The organism is Leucobacter sp. MMO-125, assembly GCF_037148395.1.
Classification (GTDB): Bacteria; Actinomycetota; Actinomycetes; order Actinomycetales; family Microbacteriaceae; genus Leucobacter.
Genome location: NZ_JBBCTL010000001.1, coordinates 486,981 through 507,130, shown reverse-complemented (window position 1 = coordinate 507,130; position 20,150 = coordinate 486,981). Strand labels below are relative to the sequence as shown.

At 67.2% G+C, this 20,150-nt stretch carries 18 protein-coding genes; 12 read left to right on the top strand and 6 right to left on the bottom strand.

From position 1 onward, the window contains the following. Nucleotides 1-41: 41 nt before the first annotated feature. From WFI54_RS02335 to pepN, 3 genes are read right to left on the bottom strand one after another with little or no spacing between them, the layout of a single operon-like run. Nucleotides 42-482 carry a globin gene (locus WFI54_RS02335; RefSeq protein ID WP_336651183.1) on the bottom strand — a complete coding sequence of 147 codons (441 nt, stop codon included), beginning with the start codon at nt 480-482 and terminating at the stop codon, nt 42-44. Next, nucleotides 479-1,408, bottom strand: coding sequence for a mechanosensitive ion channel family protein (locus tag WFI54_RS02330; RefSeq protein ID WP_336651182.1), 930 nt, complete (start codon nt 1,406-1,408; stop codon nt 479-481). The genes WFI54_RS02335 and WFI54_RS02330 overlap by 4 nt, the downstream gene beginning before the upstream one ends. Further along, nucleotides 1,405-3,993, bottom strand: a complete 2,589-nt coding sequence (pepN, locus tag WFI54_RS02325; RefSeq protein ID WP_336651181.1) for an aminopeptidase N — start codon at nt 3,991-3,993, stop codon at nt 1,405-1,407. The genes WFI54_RS02330 and pepN overlap by 4 nt, the downstream gene beginning before the upstream one ends. Before the next feature lie 164 nt (nt 3,994-4,157). Between pepN and WFI54_RS02320 the strand changes: the two genes are divergently transcribed. The 3 genes from WFI54_RS02320 to WFI54_RS02310 all read left to right on the top strand — a co-directional run bounded on the left by WFI54_RS02320 (nt 4,158) and on the right by WFI54_RS02310 (nt 6,435). After that, nucleotides 4,158-4,763, top strand: a complete 606-nt coding sequence (locus WFI54_RS02320; protein WP_336651180.1) for a mycothiol-dependent nitroreductase Rv2466c family protein — start codon at nt 4,158-4,160, stop codon at nt 4,761-4,763. A gap of 81 nt (nt 4,764-4,844) precedes the next feature. Then, nucleotides 4,845-5,336: a ribose-5-phosphate isomerase gene (locus WFI54_RS02315; protein ID WP_336651179.1), complete on the top strand. Its 492-nt coding sequence runs from the start codon at nt 4,845-4,847 to the stop codon at nt 5,334-5,336. Between the two features lie 91 nt (nt 5,337-5,427). Continuing rightward, nucleotides 5,428-6,435: an Fpg/Nei family DNA glycosylase gene (locus WFI54_RS02310; protein ID WP_336651178.1), complete on the top strand. Its 1,008-nt coding sequence runs from the start codon at nt 5,428-5,430 to the stop codon at nt 6,433-6,435. Nucleotides 6,436-6,478: 43 nt separating this feature from the next. Here the strand turns inward: WFI54_RS02310 and WFI54_RS02305 are convergent, their stop codons facing one another. Beyond that, nucleotides 6,479-8,593 (bottom strand): RecQ family ATP-dependent DNA helicase, encoded by a 2,115-nt coding sequence (locus WFI54_RS02305; protein ID WP_336651177.1) that lies wholly within the window; start codon nt 8,591-8,593, stop codon nt 6,479-6,481. A 223-nt stretch (nt 8,594-8,816) separates the two neighbouring features. Here WFI54_RS02305 and rplS point away from each other — a divergent pair, with 223 nt between their 5' ends. The 7 genes from rplS (at nt 8,817) to WFI54_RS02270 (ending at nt 16,355) form a co-directional block, all read left to right on the top strand. Beyond that, nucleotides 8,817-9,164 carry a 50S ribosomal protein L19 gene (gene rplS, locus WFI54_RS02300; RefSeq protein WP_024357218.1) on the top strand — a complete coding sequence of 116 codons (348 nt, stop codon included), beginning with the start codon at nt 8,817-8,819 and terminating at the stop codon, nt 9,162-9,164. 117 nt (nt 9,165-9,281) lie between these two features. After that, complete coding sequence (gene lepB, locus WFI54_RS02295; RefSeq protein WP_336651176.1) at nt 9,282-10,004, top strand: signal peptidase I; 723 nt, start codon at nt 9,282-9,284, stop codon at nt 10,002-10,004. 86 nt (nt 10,005-10,090) lie between these two features. Continuing rightward, nucleotides 10,091-10,672: a ribonuclease HII gene (locus WFI54_RS02290; protein WP_336651644.1), complete on the top strand. Its 582-nt coding sequence runs from the start codon at nt 10,091-10,093 to the stop codon at nt 10,670-10,672. Nucleotides 10,673-10,851: 179 nt separating this feature from the next. After that, complete coding sequence (murI, locus tag WFI54_RS02285; RefSeq protein ID WP_336651643.1) at nt 10,852-11,673, top strand: glutamate racemase; 822 nt, start codon at nt 10,852-10,854, stop codon at nt 11,671-11,673. 102 nt (nt 11,674-11,775) lie between these two features. After that, complete coding sequence (gene rph, locus WFI54_RS02280; RefSeq protein WP_336651175.1) at nt 11,776-12,546, top strand: ribonuclease PH; 771 nt, start codon at nt 11,776-11,778, stop codon at nt 12,544-12,546. A 2-nt stretch (nt 12,547-12,548) separates the two neighbouring features. Continuing rightward, nucleotides 12,549-13,175: a non-canonical purine NTP pyrophosphatase gene (locus WFI54_RS02275; RefSeq protein ID WP_336651174.1), complete on the top strand. Its 627-nt coding sequence runs from the start codon at nt 12,549-12,551 to the stop codon at nt 13,173-13,175. 156 nt (nt 13,176-13,331) lie between these two features. Next, the gene (locus tag WFI54_RS02270) at nt 13,332-16,355 is read left to right on the top strand and encodes an aminotransferase (protein WP_336651173.1); all 3,024 of its coding nucleotides are present in this window, start codon (nt 13,332-13,334) and stop codon (nt 16,353-16,355) included. Nucleotides 16,356-16,532: 177 nt separating this feature from the next. Here the strand turns inward: WFI54_RS02270 and mgtE are convergent, their stop codons facing one another. Then, a complete protein-coding gene (mgtE, locus tag WFI54_RS02265) occupies nt 16,533-17,891 on the bottom strand; it encodes a magnesium transporter (RefSeq protein WP_336651172.1) in 1,359 nt (452 codons plus the stop codon). 304 nt (nt 17,892-18,195) lie between these two features. Beyond that, the gene (locus WFI54_RS02260) at nt 18,196-18,612 is read right to left on the bottom strand and encodes a DUF1801 domain-containing protein (protein ID WP_336651171.1); all 417 of its coding nucleotides are present in this window, start codon (nt 18,610-18,612) and stop codon (nt 18,196-18,198) included. A gap of 199 nt (nt 18,613-18,811) precedes the next feature. Here WFI54_RS02260 and WFI54_RS02255 point away from each other — a divergent pair, with 199 nt between their 5' ends. Then, complete coding sequence (locus WFI54_RS02255) at nt 18,812-19,057, top strand: hypothetical protein (protein WP_336651170.1); 246 nt, start codon at nt 18,812-18,814, stop codon at nt 19,055-19,057. Next, nucleotides 19,054-20,049, top strand: coding sequence for an SRPBCC family protein (locus WFI54_RS02250; protein ID WP_336651169.1), 996 nt, complete (start codon nt 19,054-19,056; stop codon nt 20,047-20,049). The genes WFI54_RS02255 and WFI54_RS02250 overlap by 4 nt, the downstream gene beginning before the upstream one ends. Nucleotides 20,050-20,150: the final 101 nt, after the last annotated feature.

Below are 20,150 nucleotides of genomic sequence, written 5' to 3'. Positions count from 1 at the left end.
GAGTGGGGCGGATCGCGGTGACGCCGATCCGCCCCACCGCATCACTCGAAGCGGTTGACCATCGCGAGGGCGGCCCGCTCGATGTAGTCGCGGAATGCAGCATCGTGCATCGGCGGCAGTTCGGCCTCGTCGAGGGCCGCGTGCATGTGGCGCAGCCAGCGCTCCTTCGCATCGGGAGTGACCGGGAACGGCGCGTGCCGCATCCGCAGTCGCGGGTGCCCACGCTGCTCGGAATAGCTTGTCGGCCCGCCCCAGTACTGCTCCAGGAAGGAGCGCAACCGCCAGATCGCGCCCTCCCAATCAGCGTCGGGGTACATCGGTGCCAGCACCTCGTCTTCGCGCACCCCGTCGTAGAAGCGGCGCACGATCCGCTCGAAGGTGTCGGTGCCACCCACCTGCGCCCACAGCGTGTCGGTCAGGGCCGCCCCGTCAGCTGCGGATCGGAGCGTCAACTGCGGGCGAGGCCGGATCGGCTCGGTCATACGGTGCCTCCCGGATACTTCGGCAGCTCAGCCGCGAGCTGAATGCCCTCTTCTTTGTAGCGGCGAATCAGCGCAGCACGCAGCGCCCGCTTCACCGCCCACTGAGCCTCAGGGCGGGTGCGCACGGCGAGGCGCAGCGTGGCACGGTCACCGAAGGCGCTCTCGACACCCCACACCTCAGGCTCGCCCGAGATCTTGCGGGCCGTTGCAGGATCGTGCATCAGACTCTTCGCGGTTTCGAGCGTCACCCGCTCCACCTTCGCAAGGTCGCTGTCGGCGCGCACCGTGACATCGATCACCGCACGACCCCACCCCTGCGAAGAGTTGCCGAGGGTGAGAATCTCACCGTTGCGCACGAACCACAGCGTGCCGTCCATCGCGCGCACCTGGGTGACGCGAATCCCCACATCCTCCACGGTGCCGCTCACCTCGCCGATCGTGACGATGTCACCTACGCCGAGCTGATCCTCGAACACCATGAAAATGCCGTTCAAGATGTCTTTCACGATGTTCTGCGCACCGAAAGCGAGGCCCGCGCCCACAATGCCTGCCGAAGCGACAAGCGCGCCCACGTTCACCTGCAGTTCGGATAGCACCAGGATCAGCGCGATCACCACAATCACCCAGGTGATGATCGCGCGACCCACCGTGCCGAGGGTGCGGGTGCGCTGCACCGCGCGCGCGTTCACATACGGGGCAGCCTGAATCTCAGACGTCGTATCGACGTCCTGCGCACGCTTCACCCCCTGCACGATACGAGTGACCGTTCGCATGAGCACGCGACGCAGCGCCCAGTTCAACACCACCGCGACGACGATGATGAGGAGGATGCGCAACGGCACCTGATAGGCCGTCACAAAGTCGCCAAAGACGTTGCCCACAACAGCCGGAACGTCTTCGGCGCCTTCAAGCCGGAATCCCGTCATCGGGCCTCCTGGTCGGTGCGCTGCGCGTTCAGCGCGCGCTCCACACCCGAAAGGTGCTCCACGATCATGCGACGCAGCGCGGCAGGTGCGTCAGGGTGCTCGTCGAGCCACGCCCGCGTCGTCGCGGCAAGCTCAGCGCTCGCGAGCGGGGCCGGGTAGAAGCCATCGATCAGCTCCTCGGCGATCGCGTAACTGCGCGACTCCCACACAGGAAGCAGCGCGTCGAAGAAGGGGGCGACGAATGGTTCGAGCAGCGCCAGATCGTGGGCTCGCGTGAAGCCTGCGCCGGTCGCACGCACGATCGCGTTGGGCTTGTCGCTGTCCTCGAACACCGAAGCCCAGGCTCGCTGCTTGTCGGCAGCGCCCGGTAGCGCGGCGCGAGCGTGCGCAGCCGACTGGTTGCCGTTCGCGGTGCGGTCGGTCTCAAGCTGCTGAGCGATCCGATCCTCGTCCACCCGGCCACCCGCCGCGAGCGAGGTGAGCAGCTCCCAGCTGAGATCGGTGTCGATATCGAGGCCGCTGAGCGGGGCGGATCCATCGAGCAGCGACTGCACCCTGTCGAGATCGGAGTCGCTCGCCGCCAGCTGCGCAAAAGCCTTCACGAACTGGAACTGAGCGTCAGAGCCGGGCTCCGCCGTCTCAGCGAGCTCACGCAGCCCCGCAGCGACCCGGGTGAGCGAGGCCTCACGATGCGCGGGATCCACATAGCTCTCAGCAGCGAGGAGCAGCTGACCGAGCACCGTGCGCAGCGTGGTCGAAGCGGTCTCGCGGGCGATATGCGCGAGCACGATGTCGACGAAGCGCGATGCCGGGAACTCGGCGTCGCGAGTCGCGTCCCACAGCGTGCCCCACACGAGCGCGCGGGCCAACGAATCCTCGATGGCACCCAGCTGCGCAGCCGCCGTGTCGAGGGAGCGTGCATCGAGGCGGATCTTCGCGTAGCTGAGATCGTCATCGTTGAGCAGCAGCAGTTCGGGCTGCTCGGCACCTACCAGCTCGGGCACCTCGGTGCGGGCACCGTGAACATCGAGCTCGATGCGGTGCACGCGGCGCAGGGCGCCGTCGACCGTGGAATAGAGGCCCACCGCAATGCGGTGCGGGCGAATCGTGGGGTACTCGGCGATCGCGGTCTGCTCGATCGCGAAGGAGCTGTAGCGGCCGGCCTCGTCGAGCTCGAACACCGGACGCAGCGTGTTCACGCCAGCGGTCTCGAGCCACAGCTTCGACCACTCCGTGAGATCACGGCCGCTCTGCGCTTCAAGCTCGGTCAGCAGATCGGTGAGCTCGGTGTTGGAGTGGTGATGCTTCACGAAGTAGTCGTGCACACCGCGCATGAACGGCTCACGACCCACCCACGCCACCAGCTGCTTCAACACCGAAGCGCCCTTCGCGTAGGTGATGCCGTCGAAGTTTACGAGCACATCTTCAAGATCGCGGATCTCGGCAACGATCGGGTGCGTCGAGGGCAGCTGATCCTGCCGGTACGCCCACGACTTCTCGGAAGCCGCGAAAGTGGTCCAGCAGTCGCTCCACTCCGTCGCCTCCGCCACACCGAGCGTCGACATGTACTCGGCGAACGACTCGTTGAGCCACAGATCGTTCCACCAGCGCATCGTCACCAGATCGCCAAACCACATATGCGCCAGCTCGTGCAGGATCGTCACCACGCGGCGCTCACGCATCGCGTCGGTGACCTGGCTGCGGAACACATACGCCTCGGTGAACGTCACCGCGCCCACGTTCTCCATCGCGCCCATGTTGTATTCGGGCACGAACAGCTGATCGTACTTGTCGAAGGGGTAGGGGTAGTCGAACTGCTCCTCGAAGAACGCGAAGCCCTCACGAGTCTTCTCGAAGATGTAATCGGCATCGAGATGCTCGGCAAGCGACTCACGGCAGAACACGCCGAGGGGGATCGTGCGGCCGTCGCGGCTCGTCAGCTCGCTGCGCACTACCCGGTACGGCCCAGCAACCAGCGCAGTGATATAGCTCGACATCACCGGCGTCGGCTCGAAACTCCAGGTGGCGATCGCCTGCTCAGGCCAGCTCTCGCCCTGCGCGCCCGCCTTCGTGCCCGCCGCAACAGGCTCGGGCGTCGGCTGATTGCTCACCACCTGCCAGCGCGCAGGCGCCGTAACCGTGAACTGGAATGTCGCCTTGAGATCAGGCTGCTCGAACACCGCGAACATGCGGCGCGAATCGGGCACCTCGAACTGCGAGTACAGGTACACCTCGCCGTCGGCGGGATCCTCGAAACGGTGCAACCCCTCACCAGTGTTCATGTAGCGCTGAGTCGACGCGATCCGCAGCACGTTCTGCTCAGCCAGCTCAGGCAGCTGCACCCGCGAATCCGCGAACACCGCAGCCGGGTCGAGCGAACGGCCGTTCAGCTCGACGCTCTCCACGGAATCAGCGATGAGATCGATGAATGTCGACGCCCCCGCGCGCCCGGTAAAGCGCACCGTCGTCACCGCAGCGAACGTCTCAGCCCCGGTCGTGAGATCAAGGTTGACCTCGTAGCTCTCAGTGGTGACGATGCTGGCGCGCTCGCGTGCTTCGACGCGGGTCAGGTTCTCTCCGGACACAGTGCTCCTTCAGGCGTTGCGGTCGGTGCCGGGGCCGGATCTCACGGAGGATCGGCCCGCACTCTGATGACTATCCCCTCAAGCCTATGCCTGTGTGCTTTGCGAAGGCTCAGGATCGCTGCCGCGCCTTCCGAGCAGCCAGGCCAGGACCGTAGACTGAGCCCATGAGCACTGCCGCACCCACAGTCGAGTTCTGGTTCGATCCGATCTGCCCCTGGTGCTGGATGACCAGCCGCTGGGTCGCCGAAGTTGCCGAAGCGCGCAATTTCGACGTCGCCTGGCACCCCATCAGCCTCGCCATCCTCAACGAGGGCCGCGATGCAGGTGACCACGCCGAAGGCCAGCGCCAAGGACTGCGCATGGGCCGGGTCGTCGAAGCCGCCCGCGCAGCCCACGGGCAACACTTCGTCGGACCGCTCTACACCGAACTCGGCACCCGCATCCACCCCGGCGGACGCAACGACACTGACGCGATCATCGCCGAGTCGCTCGCCGCGCTCCAACTGCCAGCCGCTCTCGCCGCAGCTGCCGACGATGAGCAGCACGACACGCAGCTGCGCAGCAACACCGACCATGCCATGGATATCGCAGGCCCAGACGTGGGCGTGCCGATCATCTCGGTGAACGGCGTCGCGTTCTTCGGCCCGGTGGTCACCCCGTCGCCCACGGGCGAGACCGCACTGCAGCTCTGGGACGGTATCGTCGCGGCTGCAAGCGTGCCGGGCTTCTACGAGCTCAAGCGCGGTCGCACCGCAGGTCCGCAGTTCTGAACCTGCTGAGCCGGGGCGGGCCTGCACGCCTGCTCCGGCTTCGCGCGGGCTCCTCGCCCGCAGCCCGATAGAATCGTTCCCATGCGCATCCACGTTGCCACTGACCACGCCGGACTCGAATTCAGCCAGCAGCTGCAGCAGCATCTGCGCGACCGCGGCTTCGAGGTGATCGACCACGGGCCCGAGGCCTACGACGCGCTCGACGACTACCCCTCGTTCTGCATCAATGCGGCAGTCGGTGTCGCCCGCGATGAGCGTGACGGTGTCGACGCCCTCGGTGTGGTGTTCGGCGGATCAGGCAACGGCGAGCAGATGGCCGCGAACAAGGTCGAGGGGATCCGCGCCGCCCTCGTGTGGAACGAGTCGACCGCCCAGCTCGCCCGTGAGCACAACAACGCCAACGTCATCTCCATCGGTGCCCGTCAGCATGACGTCGCGGATGCGATCCGCTTCATCGACCTGTTCATCGACACGCCCTTCACCGGTGATGAGCGTCACGTGCGCCGCATCGGCCAGCTCGGCGAGTACGAGCGCACCGGCACCATCGCCGGCAAGCAGGTCGATCAGATCTGAGCCTCATGCGGGCCGGATCGGCGCGCTCGTCGGTGCGTGCCAACTGCGGGCCCGATTTGAGCCGCCGACCCGAGCAGAAAGTAGGGGAGCCGTGCCAGAAGGTCACTCCGTACACCGCATCGCGCGCCAGTTCGGCGTCAACTTTGTGGGCACTGCACCCGAGGTGACGAGCCCGCAGGGTCGGTTCTCGCAGGGGGCTGCGCTGCTCAGCGGGCGTGAGATGATCGACGCTCGCGCCGTGGGCAAGCAGATGTTTCTCGAGTTCGAGGGCGGGCATTGGCTGCGCGTGCACCTCGGTATCTACGGTGCATGGGACTTCGCCGGAGACGTGGCCGTCGACCCGTCGATTCAGATTCACGCCAGCCCGTTCGGTCGAGGCAAGCTCGGTCAAACCGGTATGGCAGGAGTGGCCGATGGCCCCGTGGACAGTGCCGGCGAAGACTCCGTAACCTCGATCGGGGCGCCGCGGCGCTCCCGCGTTGCGCATGTGCGCATGGCGGAACGCGACAAAGCCGAGGCTGTGAATGGCACGTTCCCGCCCGACCCCGTCGGGCAGGTACGGGTGCGGTTGCTCACCGACACCGTGTGCGCCGACCTGCGTGGGCCGACCGCCTGCGAAGTGCTCACCCCTGCCGAGGTCGATGCCGTGATCCAGAAGCTGGGCCCCGACCCCGCCAATGCGAACACCCCCGCCGAGCGGGATCGCTTCGTGACACGCGCCCGCAAGAAGAAGACGCCGATCGGGCTGGTGCTGATGGACCAGTCCATCGTCGCCGGAATCGGCAACGTGTATCGCGCTGAGATGCTCTTCCGGGCGCGACTGAACCCGCACACTCCGGCGAACACCCTCGATCCCGTCGTGCTCGAAGACCTGTGGGACGACTGGGCAAAACTCCTCGACATCGGCATCACCGTGGGCCAGATGATCACGATCGACGGTCTTGAGGGGGAGCGCTACCAGCGGGCGCTCGCCGAGCGCGACGAGCGCCACTGGGTGTACAAGCTCGAAGGAACGCCCTGCAAACGTTGCGGCACGAACATCGTGCTCGAAGAGTTCGGGGCGCGAAAGCTCTACTGGTGCCCCGGCTGCCAGCTGTGATCTGAGGCGTAGCTCGGGGCAGCTGCGGTGCGCCGCCTGCGGTTCAGCCGACGCTGGCGAGGGCGAAGGGGAGCACCGACGGCGCACCGGCCTCGCGCAGTGCGCGTGCTGCGACGGTGAGCGTCCAACGGCTGTCGACGAGATCGTCGACGAGCAGAATCGGCCCGGGGGTCTGGGCCACCGCCGCGGCGAGCTCGGAGCCGGCGCTGAAGCGATTCCACACCGACGCCAGCCTGAAGGCGCTGTTGCCGCCGGGGCCCGCGACGGGAATCGAAGCGTCGACGTCGAGGCTGCCGAGTAGTGGCAGGCGGCCGCGTTCGGCGATCGCCGCAGCCGTGCTTGCAACAAGCTGCGGTCGTGTGAGTGACGGCATGGCGACCACTGCGACGGGCCGCACTTCCCACGGCCAGTCGCGCAAGGTGGCGATCACGCCCTCCATCAGACGCGCGTCGATGGGGCGGTCTGCGGTCCCGGCGGCGAAGAGTTCACGCAGCGGCCCGCCCCAGCCGAGATCGGTGAGGCGAGCGACGGCCCGCCCTGCGGCGGGGCGCTGGGCCTCCGGGATGCGGCCCTTCACGGGGAGACCGCGGCGATCGGCACCCGTGGGCCAGATGCTGCGCGGATCGATCGGCACACCCACGCGCTGCAGCTGGCCGGAGGCCTGTTCTGCCGCCTGTGCCGGCACCTCTGCGGCGTACCACGCTCCCGCGCAGACATCGCACCGCCCGCAGGGTGTCGCGTTCGGGTCGTCGAGGTCGCGCTGCAGCAACTCCATGCGGCACGAGTCGCCGCGTTCGTAGTCGAGCATCGACCGCTGCTCGGCCTCGCGGGCGGCGGCGATGCGTGCATAGCGTTCGGCGTCATACTGCCAAGGCACGCCCGTGGCGACCCATCCACCTGACACGCGCTGCACGGCGCCGTCGACGTCGAGCACTTTGAGCAGCAGTTCCAAGGGGCTGCGCCTGATATCGACCCGCGCCTCCAGCGCCGGGGCGGAGAGCGGCGGGGAACCAGGGTCGCCGAGCGCGGCGAGCACGGCGGCCGCACGTTCAGGATCGGGCATCGAGGCGGTGGCGAAGTATTTCCAGATCGCCGCGTCTTCGGAGCCCGGCAGCAGCAGCACATCGGCGTTCGCCGCTCCACGACCGGCGCGGCCGACCTGCTGGTAGTAGGCGACGGGGGAGGAGGGCGCCCCGAGATGCACGACGAAACCCAGGTCTGGCTTGTCGAAGCCCATACCCAGGGCGCTTGTGGCGATGAGCGCCTTCACCTCGTTCGCTTTCAGGGCGGTTTCGAGGCGCTCGCGCTCCTCGGGGTCGGTGCGGCCCGTGTAGGCCGCCACCTCATATCCGGCATCGCGCAGCAGCCGGGCGGTGTCTTCTGCCGCCGAGACCGTGAGTGCATAGACGATGCCGCTGCCCTGCAGCTCGCCCAAGTGTGCGACGAGCCAAGCAAGACGTTCACTGGGCGTGGGCAGCGACAGGCAGCCCAGTCGCAGCGAATCTCGGGCCAGCGAGCCCCGCAGTGTCAGCACGTCGTGCCCCAGCTGATCCACCACATCATCGACCACCCGAGCATTCGCCGTCGCCGTGGTGGCGAGCACGGGCACGTCCCGGTCGAGCCCCGCCAGAAGCCCAGCGATGCGCCGGTAGTCGGGGCGGAAGTCGTGGCCCCAGTCGGAGATGCAGTGCGCCTCGTCGATGACGAGCAGGCCCATGCGTGCGAGCAGCCCGGGCAGCTGTTGCGCGCGGAAGCTCGGATTGTTCAGGCGCTCCGGCGAGACCAGCAGCACGTCGATCTCGTCAGCGGCCAACCCGCGCTCGATGCGATCCCACTCGTCGATCGTGGCGGAGTTGATCGCCGCCGCCCGCACCCCGGCGCGCTCAGCAGCTGCGACCTGGTCACGCATCAGCGCGAGCAGCGGCGAAACGAGCAGTGTCGGCCCCGCACCCCGCGCGCGCAGCAGCGCCGTCGCCACGAAGTAGACCGCCGACTTGCCCCAGCCGGTGCGCTGCACCACCAGCGCCCGACGGTGCTCGGCAACCAGCGCGTGAATCGCCTCGAACTGGCCCTCGTGAAACTCGGCGTCGTGTCGACCCGTAAGCCTGCGCAGCAGTTCGACGGCTTCGTCGCGGATGGTCTGCTCCTTGATATCCATGCCCCGATGATCGCAGAGACCACTGACATTGCTGCGGCACCGGCGGGTCGCCGCAGGGAAGGCTCGCCGCGATCCGCGATCCGCAATCCGTGTGGCATAATAGTTCTTTGTGCCACGGTGCGGTACTGCCGCGAGGGTCCGCACACGCCGTGAGCCCAACACCTCAATACTTTCACCATTCATTCCGCGTTCCGGCTTGCGGCGGGCGCAGAGAGAGATCATCATGCAGAAGCTCGACCACGTCGATGCCGCGTCGCTCAAGAGCGACATTCCCGATTTCCGCGCCGGCGACACCGTCAAGGTGCACGTCAACATCGTCGAGGGCAACCGCTCGCGTGTCCAGGTGTTCCAGGGTGTTGTGATCGCTCGCCACGGCGAGGGTGTGCGTGAGACCTTCACGGTGCGCAAGATCAGCTTCCAGGTGGGCGTGGAGCGTAAGTTCCCCGTGCACTCGCCCGCGATCGACAAGATCGAGGTCGTGACGCACGGCGACGTGCGCCGTGCAAAGCTCTACTACCTGCGCGGCCTCACCGGCAAGAAGGCCAAGATCAAGGAGAAGCGCGACCGCTGAGTCGAGCTTTTCTGAACAGCGACCCCCGCTTCGGCGGGGGTTTCTGTGTTCTCAGGGCGTGAGTGGCAGGATGGACGGGTGCGGTCGATCGACGGCGCAGGAGAGAAGGAATACGAGATGAATGAAGCGGCTGTGCGGCCTCGGCGTCGCAGGAGCGGGCTGCTCGGGTTCCTGCGCGATCTCATCGTGATTCTGGTGGTTGCGTTTCTCGTATCGTTCCTACTGAAAACCTTCCTGGTGCGCAGTTTCTACATTCCGTCGGAGTCGATGGAGCAGACGCTGCAGGTGAACGATCGCATCCTGGTAAATCAGCTGGTGCCCGATGTGATCGGTGTGAACCGCGGCGACATCGTGGTCTTCAGAGATCCGGGCGGATGGCTGCTGCCGCGCGGCACCGAACCGCCTCAGGGCTTCGAGAAGGTGCTGCAGACCATCGGCCTCGCCGCCGACACGAGCAACGAGTACGTGGTGAAGCGCGTCATCGGCATCGGTGGCGACAGGGTGCAGTGCTGCGACGCTGAAGGGCGCGTCATGGTGAACGGTGTGCCCATCAATGAGCCGTATATCGTGATCCCGCCGGGCGAGGGCGGCCGCGCGTCGAAGATCGACTTCGACGTCACCGTGCCCGAGGGCTCGGTGTGGGTGATGGGCGACAACCGCTACCAGAGCAAGGATTCCCGCTACAACCAGGATCAGCCGGGGCGCGGCTTCGTGCCCGAGAGCGAGATCGTGGGCCGGGCCTTCGTGCTGAACTGGCCGCTCAACCGGTTCACCTGGCTGGGCACGCCCGAAGGCACCTTCACCGGAGTTGAGCAGGCTCGCGAGCAGGCAAGCAAGTAGTGACCGGCGAGAGTTCCGTCAGCGACGCGCCTTCCAAAGACCCCACGCTCGATGTCGAATCGGCGTGCTTCGATGAGGGCTTCGACATGGTGATCGGGGTCGACGAGGTGGGGCGCGGCGCGGTGGCTGGGCCTGTTGCTGTAGGCGTGCACGCGGTGCTGCGGGGTACGAATGAGTTTCCCGAGGGGCTGCGCGATTCCAAGCTGCTGAGCGAGAAGCGCCGCGAGGCGTTGGCCCCCGCAGTGCGTCTGTGGGGTGCCGGTGCCGTCGGTTTCGCTAGCGCCGAGGAGATCGACGAGCACGGTATCAACGCGATGCTCGGTGAGGCCGGGCGGCGGGCGCTGCTGGAGTTGCACGCGGCTGGTGTCGCGGTTGAACGCGCGCTGATCCTGCTCGATGGCTCGCATGATTGGCTCAGCCCGGTGCTGCGCAGCCCGCTGCTGGTGCGCACTCGGGTGGGGGCGGATCGCAGTTGCGCGTCCGTGGCTGCGGCTTCGGTGCGTGCAAAGGTCGAACGCGATGCGCTGATGCGCGAGGCGCATGAGGCGCATCCCGAGTATGGCTGGTCTTCGAACAAGGGGTATGGATCGCGGGCGCACTACGAGGGGATCGCCGCCAGTGGCCTCACCGAGTTGCACCGCCACACCTGGATCAAGCCCACCGCGTAGCTCGTTCGGGCCGCTGCTGCGACGTTCAGGGGCGCATCGCGGTTGGACCTCAGCTGGACCTCCGTTCAGGGCGTGGATCGCAGCCCAGACGGAGGAAACAGCGGGGATCTCCGCCTGAGCTGCGATCTGCTGTCTGAGCTGCGGCGCGATAGGCTGGTGAGGTGAGTAACCGCGACATGTTGAGCGATGCGCCGATTGGCGTATTCGACTCGGGCGTCGGCGGTCTGACTGTGGCGCGGGCGATTCGAGATCAGTTGCCGCACGAGTCGATGATCTATGTCGGTGACACGCTGCGAACGCCATACGGGCCGCGCCCGATCGCCGAGGTGCGCAGCTTCGCGCTCGAAATTCTCGACGACCTCGTGGCCCAGGGCGTGAAGATGTTGGTGATTGCCTGCAACACGGCATCGGCTGCGGTGCTGCGCGATGCCCGAGAGCGCTACGAAGTGCCCGTGGTCGAGGTGATCGGCCCGACGGTGCGCAGTGCTGCTGCGATCACCCGCAACGGGCGGGTGGGGCTGATCGGCACCCAGGGCACGATTCAGTCGCGCGTCTACGACGATCTGTTCGCGATGCGGCCTGAGATCGCGCTCACCTCGGCAGCATGCCCGCGCTTCGTGGAGCTTGTCGAGGCCGGTCTTACCAGCGGGCCCGAAGTGCACGCTGTTGCTGAGGAATACCTCGCCCCGCTCATTGCGCAGCGCATCGACACGCTTGTGCTCGGCTGCACGCACTACCCGTTCTTGCGTGGTGTGCTCGCCAGCATTATGGGCCCCGATGTGGCGCTCGTATCGAGCGACATCGAAACCGCGAACGAGGTGTTTCGCGTGCTGACCGAGCAGGGGCTGCTGCGGCCTCCGGCCTCAGGCGATCCAGTCATTCGTTACGAGGCAACGGGCGCGGATGCGCGAGGCTTTGTCGATCTTGCCCGCCGTATGCTCGGAATCGGTATCGACGCCGTTGACCGTCTTGAAACCGGCGCGATCACGCTGCCCGGCTAACCGAAGCCGCTGCGCAGGAATGTCAGTGGTAGCCGGTACCGTACCGGCAGAGCCGACCCGCAGCGATCCTCTCGACTTGACCCCCCCACCGAAGGAGACCACATGAGTGACCAGACCCGCGCCGATGGGCGCACACCGCAGCAGCTGCGCCCGGTGACGATCGAGCGGGGCTGGAGTGCCCAGGCCGAGGGCAGTGCTCTGATCTCCTTCGGAAACACGCGCGTGCTCTGCACGGCGTCATTCACCCCCGGCGTGCCCCGTTGGCTTGCGGGTAAGGGCACCGGCTGGGTCACCGCCGAGTATTCAATGCTGCCGCGTTCCACCAACGAGCGCATGCAGCGTGAATCAGTGAAGGGCCGAATCGGGGGCCGCACCCACGAGATCTCGCGACTGATCGGCCGAAGCCTGCGTGCCGTGATCGACACGAAGGCTCTGGGCGAGAACACGATCGTGATCGACTGCGATGTGCTGCAGGCCGATGGGGGCACCCGCACAGCCTCGATCACGGGTGCTTACGTGGCGTTGGCAGATGCGATCGAGTGGGCGCGTGAGCAGGGTCACATCGCTCGCAAGGCGCAGCCGCTGCGCGACAGCGTTGCAGCGGTGTCTGTCGGTATCGTCGGCACCACTCCGATGACCGACCTCGCATACGTCGAAGATTCTCGCGCCGAGACCGACATGAACGTCGTGGTGACCGGCTCCGGCGACTTCGTCGAGGTGCAGGGCACCGCCGAGTGCGCGCCGTTCAAGCGCGCCGAGCTCGACGCCCTGCTCGACCTGGCGCTCGCGAGCACCACAGAGCTCGGGCAGGTGCAGCGCGCCGCGCTCGCCCAGTCCGCGTCGAGCGGCACCGAGACCGTTGGGGGGCGATGACAATGACGCAGCAGTTGGTGCTCGCCTCGCACAACGCACACAAGCTTGAAGAACTGCGCCGCATTCTCGGGCCGCTGATCCCCGGTATCGAGCTCATCGGATACGACGGGCCTGAGCCCGTCGAGAATGGCCTGAGCTTCGAAGAGAACGCGCTGATCAAGGCGCGCGCGGCAGCCGCTCACACGGGTCTGCCGGCCATCGCCGACGACTCCGGTATCGCCGTCGACGTGCTCGGCGGATGCCCCGGCATCTTCTCGGCCCGCTGGGGTGGCCCCGCCCGCAGCGACACCGGAAATGTCGACCTCCTGCTGTGGCAGCTCACCGATGTCGCCGACGAGCACCGCGCCGCGAGCTTCGTATGCGCCGCCGCGCTGGTGGTGCCTCCTGGTGAGGGCGCCCACCTTACCGGTGGCCCTGGCGCTGGTGAAGTGTGCGAACTCGGCGTCTGGCCCGGTCGCGTGCTGCGCCAGCCGGCCGGTGAGCACGGCTTCGGGTACGACCCGATCTTCCAGCCCGATGGTGAGCAGCGTTCGGCCGCAGAACTCACGGCAGCTGAGAAAGATCTGCTGTCGCACCGCACACGCGCCTTTTCGGCGCTCGCGCCGGCGATCCGCTCGCAGCTGGGCTGAACGGACATTCGGCAGTCCGGCCGATGATCGGCGGTCGGTTGGTCGGCCGGCCGATGAACGCTCGGCCGGTCGGTCGCCAGGGAGCAGCTCGGCCAGCTGGACAAGCGGCCGGAAAGGCAACATTCTTCGATGGATTCCAATGAGGGAGGACACACAGTGAGCGAATCGCAGGGGGGCCTGGTTCGGCCCGAGGTATCTGCGGCAGATGCCGCGACGATCGCGCGCGAGTGCTTCGGTATCGAGGCCGAAGCGCACGAGCTTGGCAGCAACCAGGATCGCAACTTCGTGCTGATCGAAACGGACGGCGGCCGCAGCGTGCTGCGCGTCGACAACCCGGTGTTCAGCGACGCCGAGCGCGACGCTCAGCACGCAGCGCTCGATGCCTATCGAGACGCAGGGGTGCGTGTTGCATCCGTGCTGCCCGGTCTCGATGGTTCCTTGACCCAGCGCTGGCGCGGCTTCGCGGTGCGACGCAGCGCATTCGCAGAGGGCGAGCCGATTGTCGACGCCGGCTATCTCGCTCCCGTCGTGCTCGAAGAGTTTGGAGCCCTCGCTGCGGCCTCGGCGAACGCACTCGCCGATCTCACCCACCCCGGCCTCGAGCGCGATCACATGTGGGTGATGGAAGTCGCCCACGCGCAGACTGCGGCGTTGGCACCCGCCATCGCCGATGGTGAGCTGCGTCAGCGCGTGCTCGACATGGCCGACTCGGCCCAGCGCGCGCTCGACTGTGTGGTCGAGGCTCTGCCCGTCCAAGCCATCCACGGTGATCTCACCGACGACAACGTGACAGGCCTTCGCGGCCGCGATGGGCGTCTGCACCCGCACGTGATGCTCGACCTGGGTGATCTCGCCTACGGCTGGCGGGTGTCCGAACTTGCAGTCACCGCGAGCTCGATGCTGCACCACGACCCGGAACGGCCGCTGCGTGTGCTCGACACGATCGCCGCGTTCCACAGGGTCGCCCCGCTTTCGGCTGCCGAAGCGCGGGCCGTGTGGCCGCTGATCGTGCTGCGCGCGGCAGTGCTCGTTGCGAGCGGCTGGCGTCAGCTGGAGATCGATGGCAGCAACGACTACGCCCGCGAGCGTATTGCGGGCGAGCAGGCGATCTTCGAAGCTGCAACCGCGGTGCCGCTCGCGGAAGCGACCGAGCAGGTGCTCGCTCGTCTCGGCTTCCAGGGCGTCGCCCACGGGGCAGATCTGCAGCTGCTCGCGGTGCCGCAGGCCCCCGCAGTGGCGGCCGATCCGCACCCGCTGTCATCCCTGTTGGCGGGGTTCGATGGCGAGGTGGCGGTGCTCGACCCGGGCGTCGAGAGCGAGGCGCTCGATGCCGGCAAGTGGCTCGCGTCTGATGCCGAGCAGCAGCTCGTTGCCGCCGCGCTGGGCGACGGCGCCGAAGCCGCAGTGCTGCCCTACGGGGTGTACCGGCTCACCCGCACTGTAGTCGACGCGGCTGATGCGGCCGATACCTGGCCGATCGGCACCGAAGTGTGGGTGGCCGGTGGTGACACACGAGACGTGACCACTCCAATCGCAGGCACGGTAGCGGCAGCCACCGAGCGCGGGCTGCTACTCGAACTGCCGCACGGCTGGTATCTGTCGATCGACGGTGCTCCCGCCGCGGTCGAACTCGGTGCTGAGGTGGCGGCGGGCGAGCGAGTGGCTGCTCTGAGTGCCTCCGAGGCGCCCCGTCCGCTCGCCATAACGCTCTGCCGCGGCGACGCGCTCGACGGTATCGAACCGCCCATTCTCTCGGTCGAGGTGCCCGAGGCCGGGCGAGCCCAGCTCATCGCGCCCGAGCGCGTGCCTGCCTGGTCGCGATTCACTCACGACCCCGCCGCGCTGCTCGGCCTCGAATCGTGGGCGCAGCGCGACGAGGCCGGCGACGAGCAGGCACGACGCCAGCAGATCTTCGCGAGCGCGCAGGAACGCTACTACGAGCGCCCCATGCAGATCGAGCGAGGGTGGCGTCACCACCTCGTCGACACCACCGGACGCAGCTACATCGATATCGTCAACAATGTGACCGGGCTCGGGCACGGGCACCCCGGCGTTGCCGACGCGGTGAACCGCCAGATCCGCATCCTCAACACCAACTCCCGCTTCCTCTACCGCGAACTGGCCGAGTACAGCGAGCGGTTGCTCGCACTGCTGCCAGAAGGATCGGGGCTCGACACGGTACTGCTCGTGAACTCAGGTTCCGAAGCCGTCGACCTCGCGCTGCGGCTTGCGCAGGCCGCCACCGGCCGCAAGACCGTGGTGGCGTTGCGCGAGGCCTACCACGGCTGGACGATGGCCTCCGATGCCGTCACCACGAGCGCCTACGACAACCCCTACGCGCTCGAAAACAGGCCCGACTGGGTGCACGTCGCCGATGTGCCCAATCGCTTCCGCGGTACGCACCGCGGCGAGGCCGGCGATGTGAGCGTGGGCGCGCGCTACGCCGCTGATCTCGGGTCAGAACTCGACGCCCTTGCCGCATCCGGCCGCGACGTCGCCGCGTTCATCTGCGAGTCGGTGCTGGGCAACGCGGGCGGCGTGCTGCTGCCTGACGGCTATCTGGCCGATGCCTACGCCCGAGTGCGGGCCGCTGGTGGGCTCTGCATCGCCGACGAGGTGCAGGTGGGCTTCGGTCGTATGGGCTCCAGCTTCTGGGGCTTCGAGCAGTCGGGCACCGTGCCCGATCTCATCACGATCGCAAAGCCCATGGGCAACGGCTTCCCGATCGGCGGGGTGATCACATCGAAGCGCATCGCAGACGCGCTCGCCACGCAGGGGCAGTTCTTTTCCTCGGCGGGCGGCAACCCGCTCAGCTGCCGGGTGGGGCTTGCGGTGCTCGACGCCATGGAGCAGGAAGGGCTGCAGCAGAACGCACTAGAGGTCGGCAGCCGTCTCGCCGAGGGGTTCCGCGCGCTCGCCGAGCGCCACGAGATCATCGGCCCGGTGCACGGCGAAGGGCTCTACCTCGGTGTCGAGTTGGTTCGCGATCGTGACACGATGGAGCCCGCCACCGAGGAGGCTGCGGCGATCTGCGAGCGCATGCGCGAGCTTGGTGTGATCGTGCTCACCACCTCTGAGCGATCGAATGTGCTCAAGGTGAAGCCTCCGCTGTGTCTCACCGCCGAGAGCGCCGATTTCGTCGTCGCTCAGCTTGACCGAGTGCTCAGCACCGGTTGGTGAACTCGATCGGTCGGGGGCCTCTGCACGTGTGCAAGCCCTCGACCGGTCGCAGCCGAGCGCACCCTCGCAACGAGACCGCGCCCGTCAGCAAGCAAGTCAGCCAGCAAACAAGTCAGCCGGCAAGCAAGCACTCCGGCAAGCCAGCACCCCGGCAAGCCAGCCCAGCTCGACTCGGCATCACAGCTGCAGGATCGCCTTCGCGATCATGAAGTACACGATCAGCCCGGTCGCGTCGACAAATGTCGAAATGAACGGGTTCGAGAACACTGCTGGGTCGACGCGCACCGCTCGCGCGAGCAATGGCATGCAGCCACCCACAGCAGCGGCCAAGGTGCACACGGCGAGCAGCGTGAGCCCGATGACCGCGCCGATGTTCGGCGCGTAGATGAGCGACGCAATCGTGAAGCCGAGACCGCCGAGCAGTAGCCCGAGCATGGCTCCGGTGCGCAGTTCGCGGGAGAGCACGCGCACGACATCTTTTGGCCGCACATCGCCGAGGGCAAGGGCGCGGGTTACTGTGGTCGCTGCCTGGTTGCCAGTGTTGCCTCCGGTGCCGATGAGCAGCGGTACGAAGAGCGCGAGCACGGTCACTTGTTCGAGGGTTGATTCGAACACTGAGAGCACCTGCACCGTGAGGGTGGCCCCGATCGCGAGCACCAGCAGCCACACCACTCGTGAGCGCACGATCGTGCGCACCGGTGTCGAGAGGTAGGGGCGCCGTAGCGGTTCGGTCCCGCCCTGGCGGGCCGTGTCTTCGTTTTCTTCTCGTTCGAGCACCCGCACGGCGTCGTCGATGGTGAGCATGCCGACGAGCCGGTGCTCACTATCGACGACGGGCAGCGCGAGTAAGGCGAGGTCGGCGCAGCGTCGTGCCGCACCCTCGGCCGGTTCTACGGCCTCGGCTGTGTGAGCCGACTGCATGCAGCTTTCGACGGGAGCGGTTGCTGCTGCGCCGAGCAGGTCGCGAAGGCTTACGACACCGACCACCTGCCGGCCAGCGTCGAGCACCGGGATCGTGTAGACGGTCTCTGAGGTGTCGAGGCCGGCATGTACGCGCGCGAGTGATTGCTCGACGGTGAGGCCGACGCGGGTCGTCACGCACTCGGTGGTCATCCTCCGCCCGGTGCTGCCTTGCGGGTATCCGAGTATGGTGGCGGTGACGAGGCGGTCTTGTTCGGGCAGTCCGCGCAGCAGCCGGTTGGCGAGCGAGGCGGGTAGTTCTTCGAGTAGCCGGGCCCGGTCGTCGGGGTCGAGTTCTGCGAAGAGGTGCGCTACGTCTGCATCGTGCAGACCCGCGAAGAGGTCGCTCTGCAGTTCTGGGGCGAGTGATTCAAAGACCTGCAAGGCGCACTCCTTGCTGAGGAGGCGGAACACGATGGCCCGTTTCCGTAGGCTGAGTCGATCGAAGAGGGGAAGAATATCTGCGGGCGCGAGGGGTGCCAGCGTGTGTGTCAGCGCGTGCAGATCTCGTGCCGTGAGTTGTTGCTCGATGGTGTCGATGATTCCGTCGAATACGGGGGTGCTCTGGGCGGCCATAAGGGCTCCTTCGAGGAGGCGCGCAGCGGGGCGCGTGCGCGGTGCGTCGCGCCGCAGGCGTTCTGAGCGCGCGGCGCATGGATATATGACGCCGGGCCGCGTGCTGCCGTCAACTAGTGCAGGCGGGCAGCAGAGGCGAGCACGAAGCCCGGCTGATGACTGCAACTGTCACTTGACATCGGGCTCACCTCGCTTCGTTCGTGTTGCGTGGATCGACGGCTTCGCCGGTGGGTGGTGCGGAGGATCCGCAGCGACCCTAACAGGATCGCGCTGCGGCGACAAGTCGTGCCGGTGCGGCCTGGTCTTACGCTCCGCGGGTTTCTGCGAGGGTTCGCTCCAATAGTTCGCGCAGCACGCGCCGGTCGACCTGGGAGAGGCGTGTCAGGTAGAGGCAGGCTTTGCTTGCGCGGTGCGGCCCGAGCTGTTCGAGAAGCTCTGGCCAGCGTTCTGAGAAGTCAGGCGTGAGATAGAGAGTGTGTTTTGCTGAGCCTGTTGCGAAGGCGAGCTCGGGGGCGCGTCCGCTGTGGCCGCTGTCGTAGTGGTAGGTGTATTCGCCGAAGCCGATGATGCGGCCCGCCCACACCAAGCCTTCGGTGCCGCTGAGGTCGGTATGGAGGGCGAGCAGTTCGTCGGCTTCGGCGCGGCGCGGGCCTGAAACGCGGTCGAGCACTTCGACCACTGGCGTGTCGGAGGGTGACATTGCCGGCTCTTTCTTGGCCATGGAGCTCCTCGGATCGGTGCGGTGCCACGGTGTGACGGTGCTCGCATCCTACAGCTGTGGGTGGGCATGCGCGCGGATGCCGCGCTGGCGGCGGATCCCGGTCGCCCCGGGCCCGCGCGTCTGGCCGGCCTCGGGGGTGACCGCCCACTGTGAGCAACCTTGGTTGACGAAGTGTCGCTTGGCAATGTAGGTTGACAATATGGAATCGTTGCACGTCGCCGAAGCCGCCGCTGATACGCGAGACCCCCGAACAGGCCTGCGCGCCATCGCCTCGCTGCGTTCCCTCACTGAACGTCTCGAACTCGCACAGGTCGAAGCAGGACTACGCGCCGGTATGAACTGGCAGGAGATCGCTGACGCGCTCGGGGTGTCACGTCAGGCGGTGCACAAGAAGTATGCCAAACGGATCGACCCATCGATCCCCGTTCCGAGGAGAACCCGGTGAGCAAATTCACGACCGCCGCGGCCACGAGCCACACACTTTCACTCGCTGCGATGGAGGAAGCCTCCCGCACAGGGGAGCGCACCGCCGGCGTCGACCACCTGCTGCTCGCGCTCGTGGTGAGTGAGCAGGCGGCAGGGCAGGTGCTGCGCAGCTTCGGAATCACGCTCGACACTGCGCGCGAAGCCGTCGCGGCGCAGCACGCCGCCCAACTCGCCGCGCTGGGTATCACCGCCGCAGCACCCACGTCCGGCCGGATCACCTTCCATGAGACGGGAGACTACCGCTGGGGTGAGCAGGCGCTCGACATTCTTACCAAAGCATCGAAAGGCTCGCGCCAGGGCGATGCCTCAGCCGTGCTGCGCGAACTCATCGCCGAACCGAGCGGATTCGTCGAGGCCGTGCTGCGCCGCCTCGGGGCAGAAGTCGATGAGGTGCGCACCCGGCTCGCCGGGGCCGAGCAACTCCCCGGCCTGCCTCAGGCGGGGATCACCCCCGCAGTGCTCACGGGCTCGGCCGAGAGCTTCGTGCCGGCACCGCCAGAGCACGTCTGGGCGCTGCTCGACGATCCCGCCCGCTTCGCGGAGTGGGAGCCGGGCACCGCAAGCGTCGAAGATGTTCCTGAGCGCGTGTGCGTCGGCTCAAGCTGGCGCGCCCTCACCCGCACGGAGCGCCCTGACGGGAAGCCGCTGCGGGTCAACCCCCACTACCGCGCCTCGCTCGTCGAACTCACCGCACGCGAGCCCCTGCACCTCATCGAGTGGCGCTTCTCATGGCCAGACGCTCCGCGCAGCAACACGAAACGGATCCGCATCGCCCTCGAACAGGCCGCCGGTGGCACCCAGCTGCGCACCTCCCTCGCGTGGGAGCGGAACCTGGAACGCGGAACGCGGATCCGCCGCCTGCTGCAGCCGCTGCTGCGGCCCGTGCACCGCTTTGTGATCTGGATGCAATTGACGCAGCTCGGTGCTGGGATCAGCAGGGCCTTCCGGTGAGGGCTCTGCTTTCGAAGCCGTGCAACAGCACGACGGCTGCGCCGGCGGCGGTCGGTGCTGCCTCTTGAGGGCCCGCTGATCCGCCCATCACACGCGAGTGA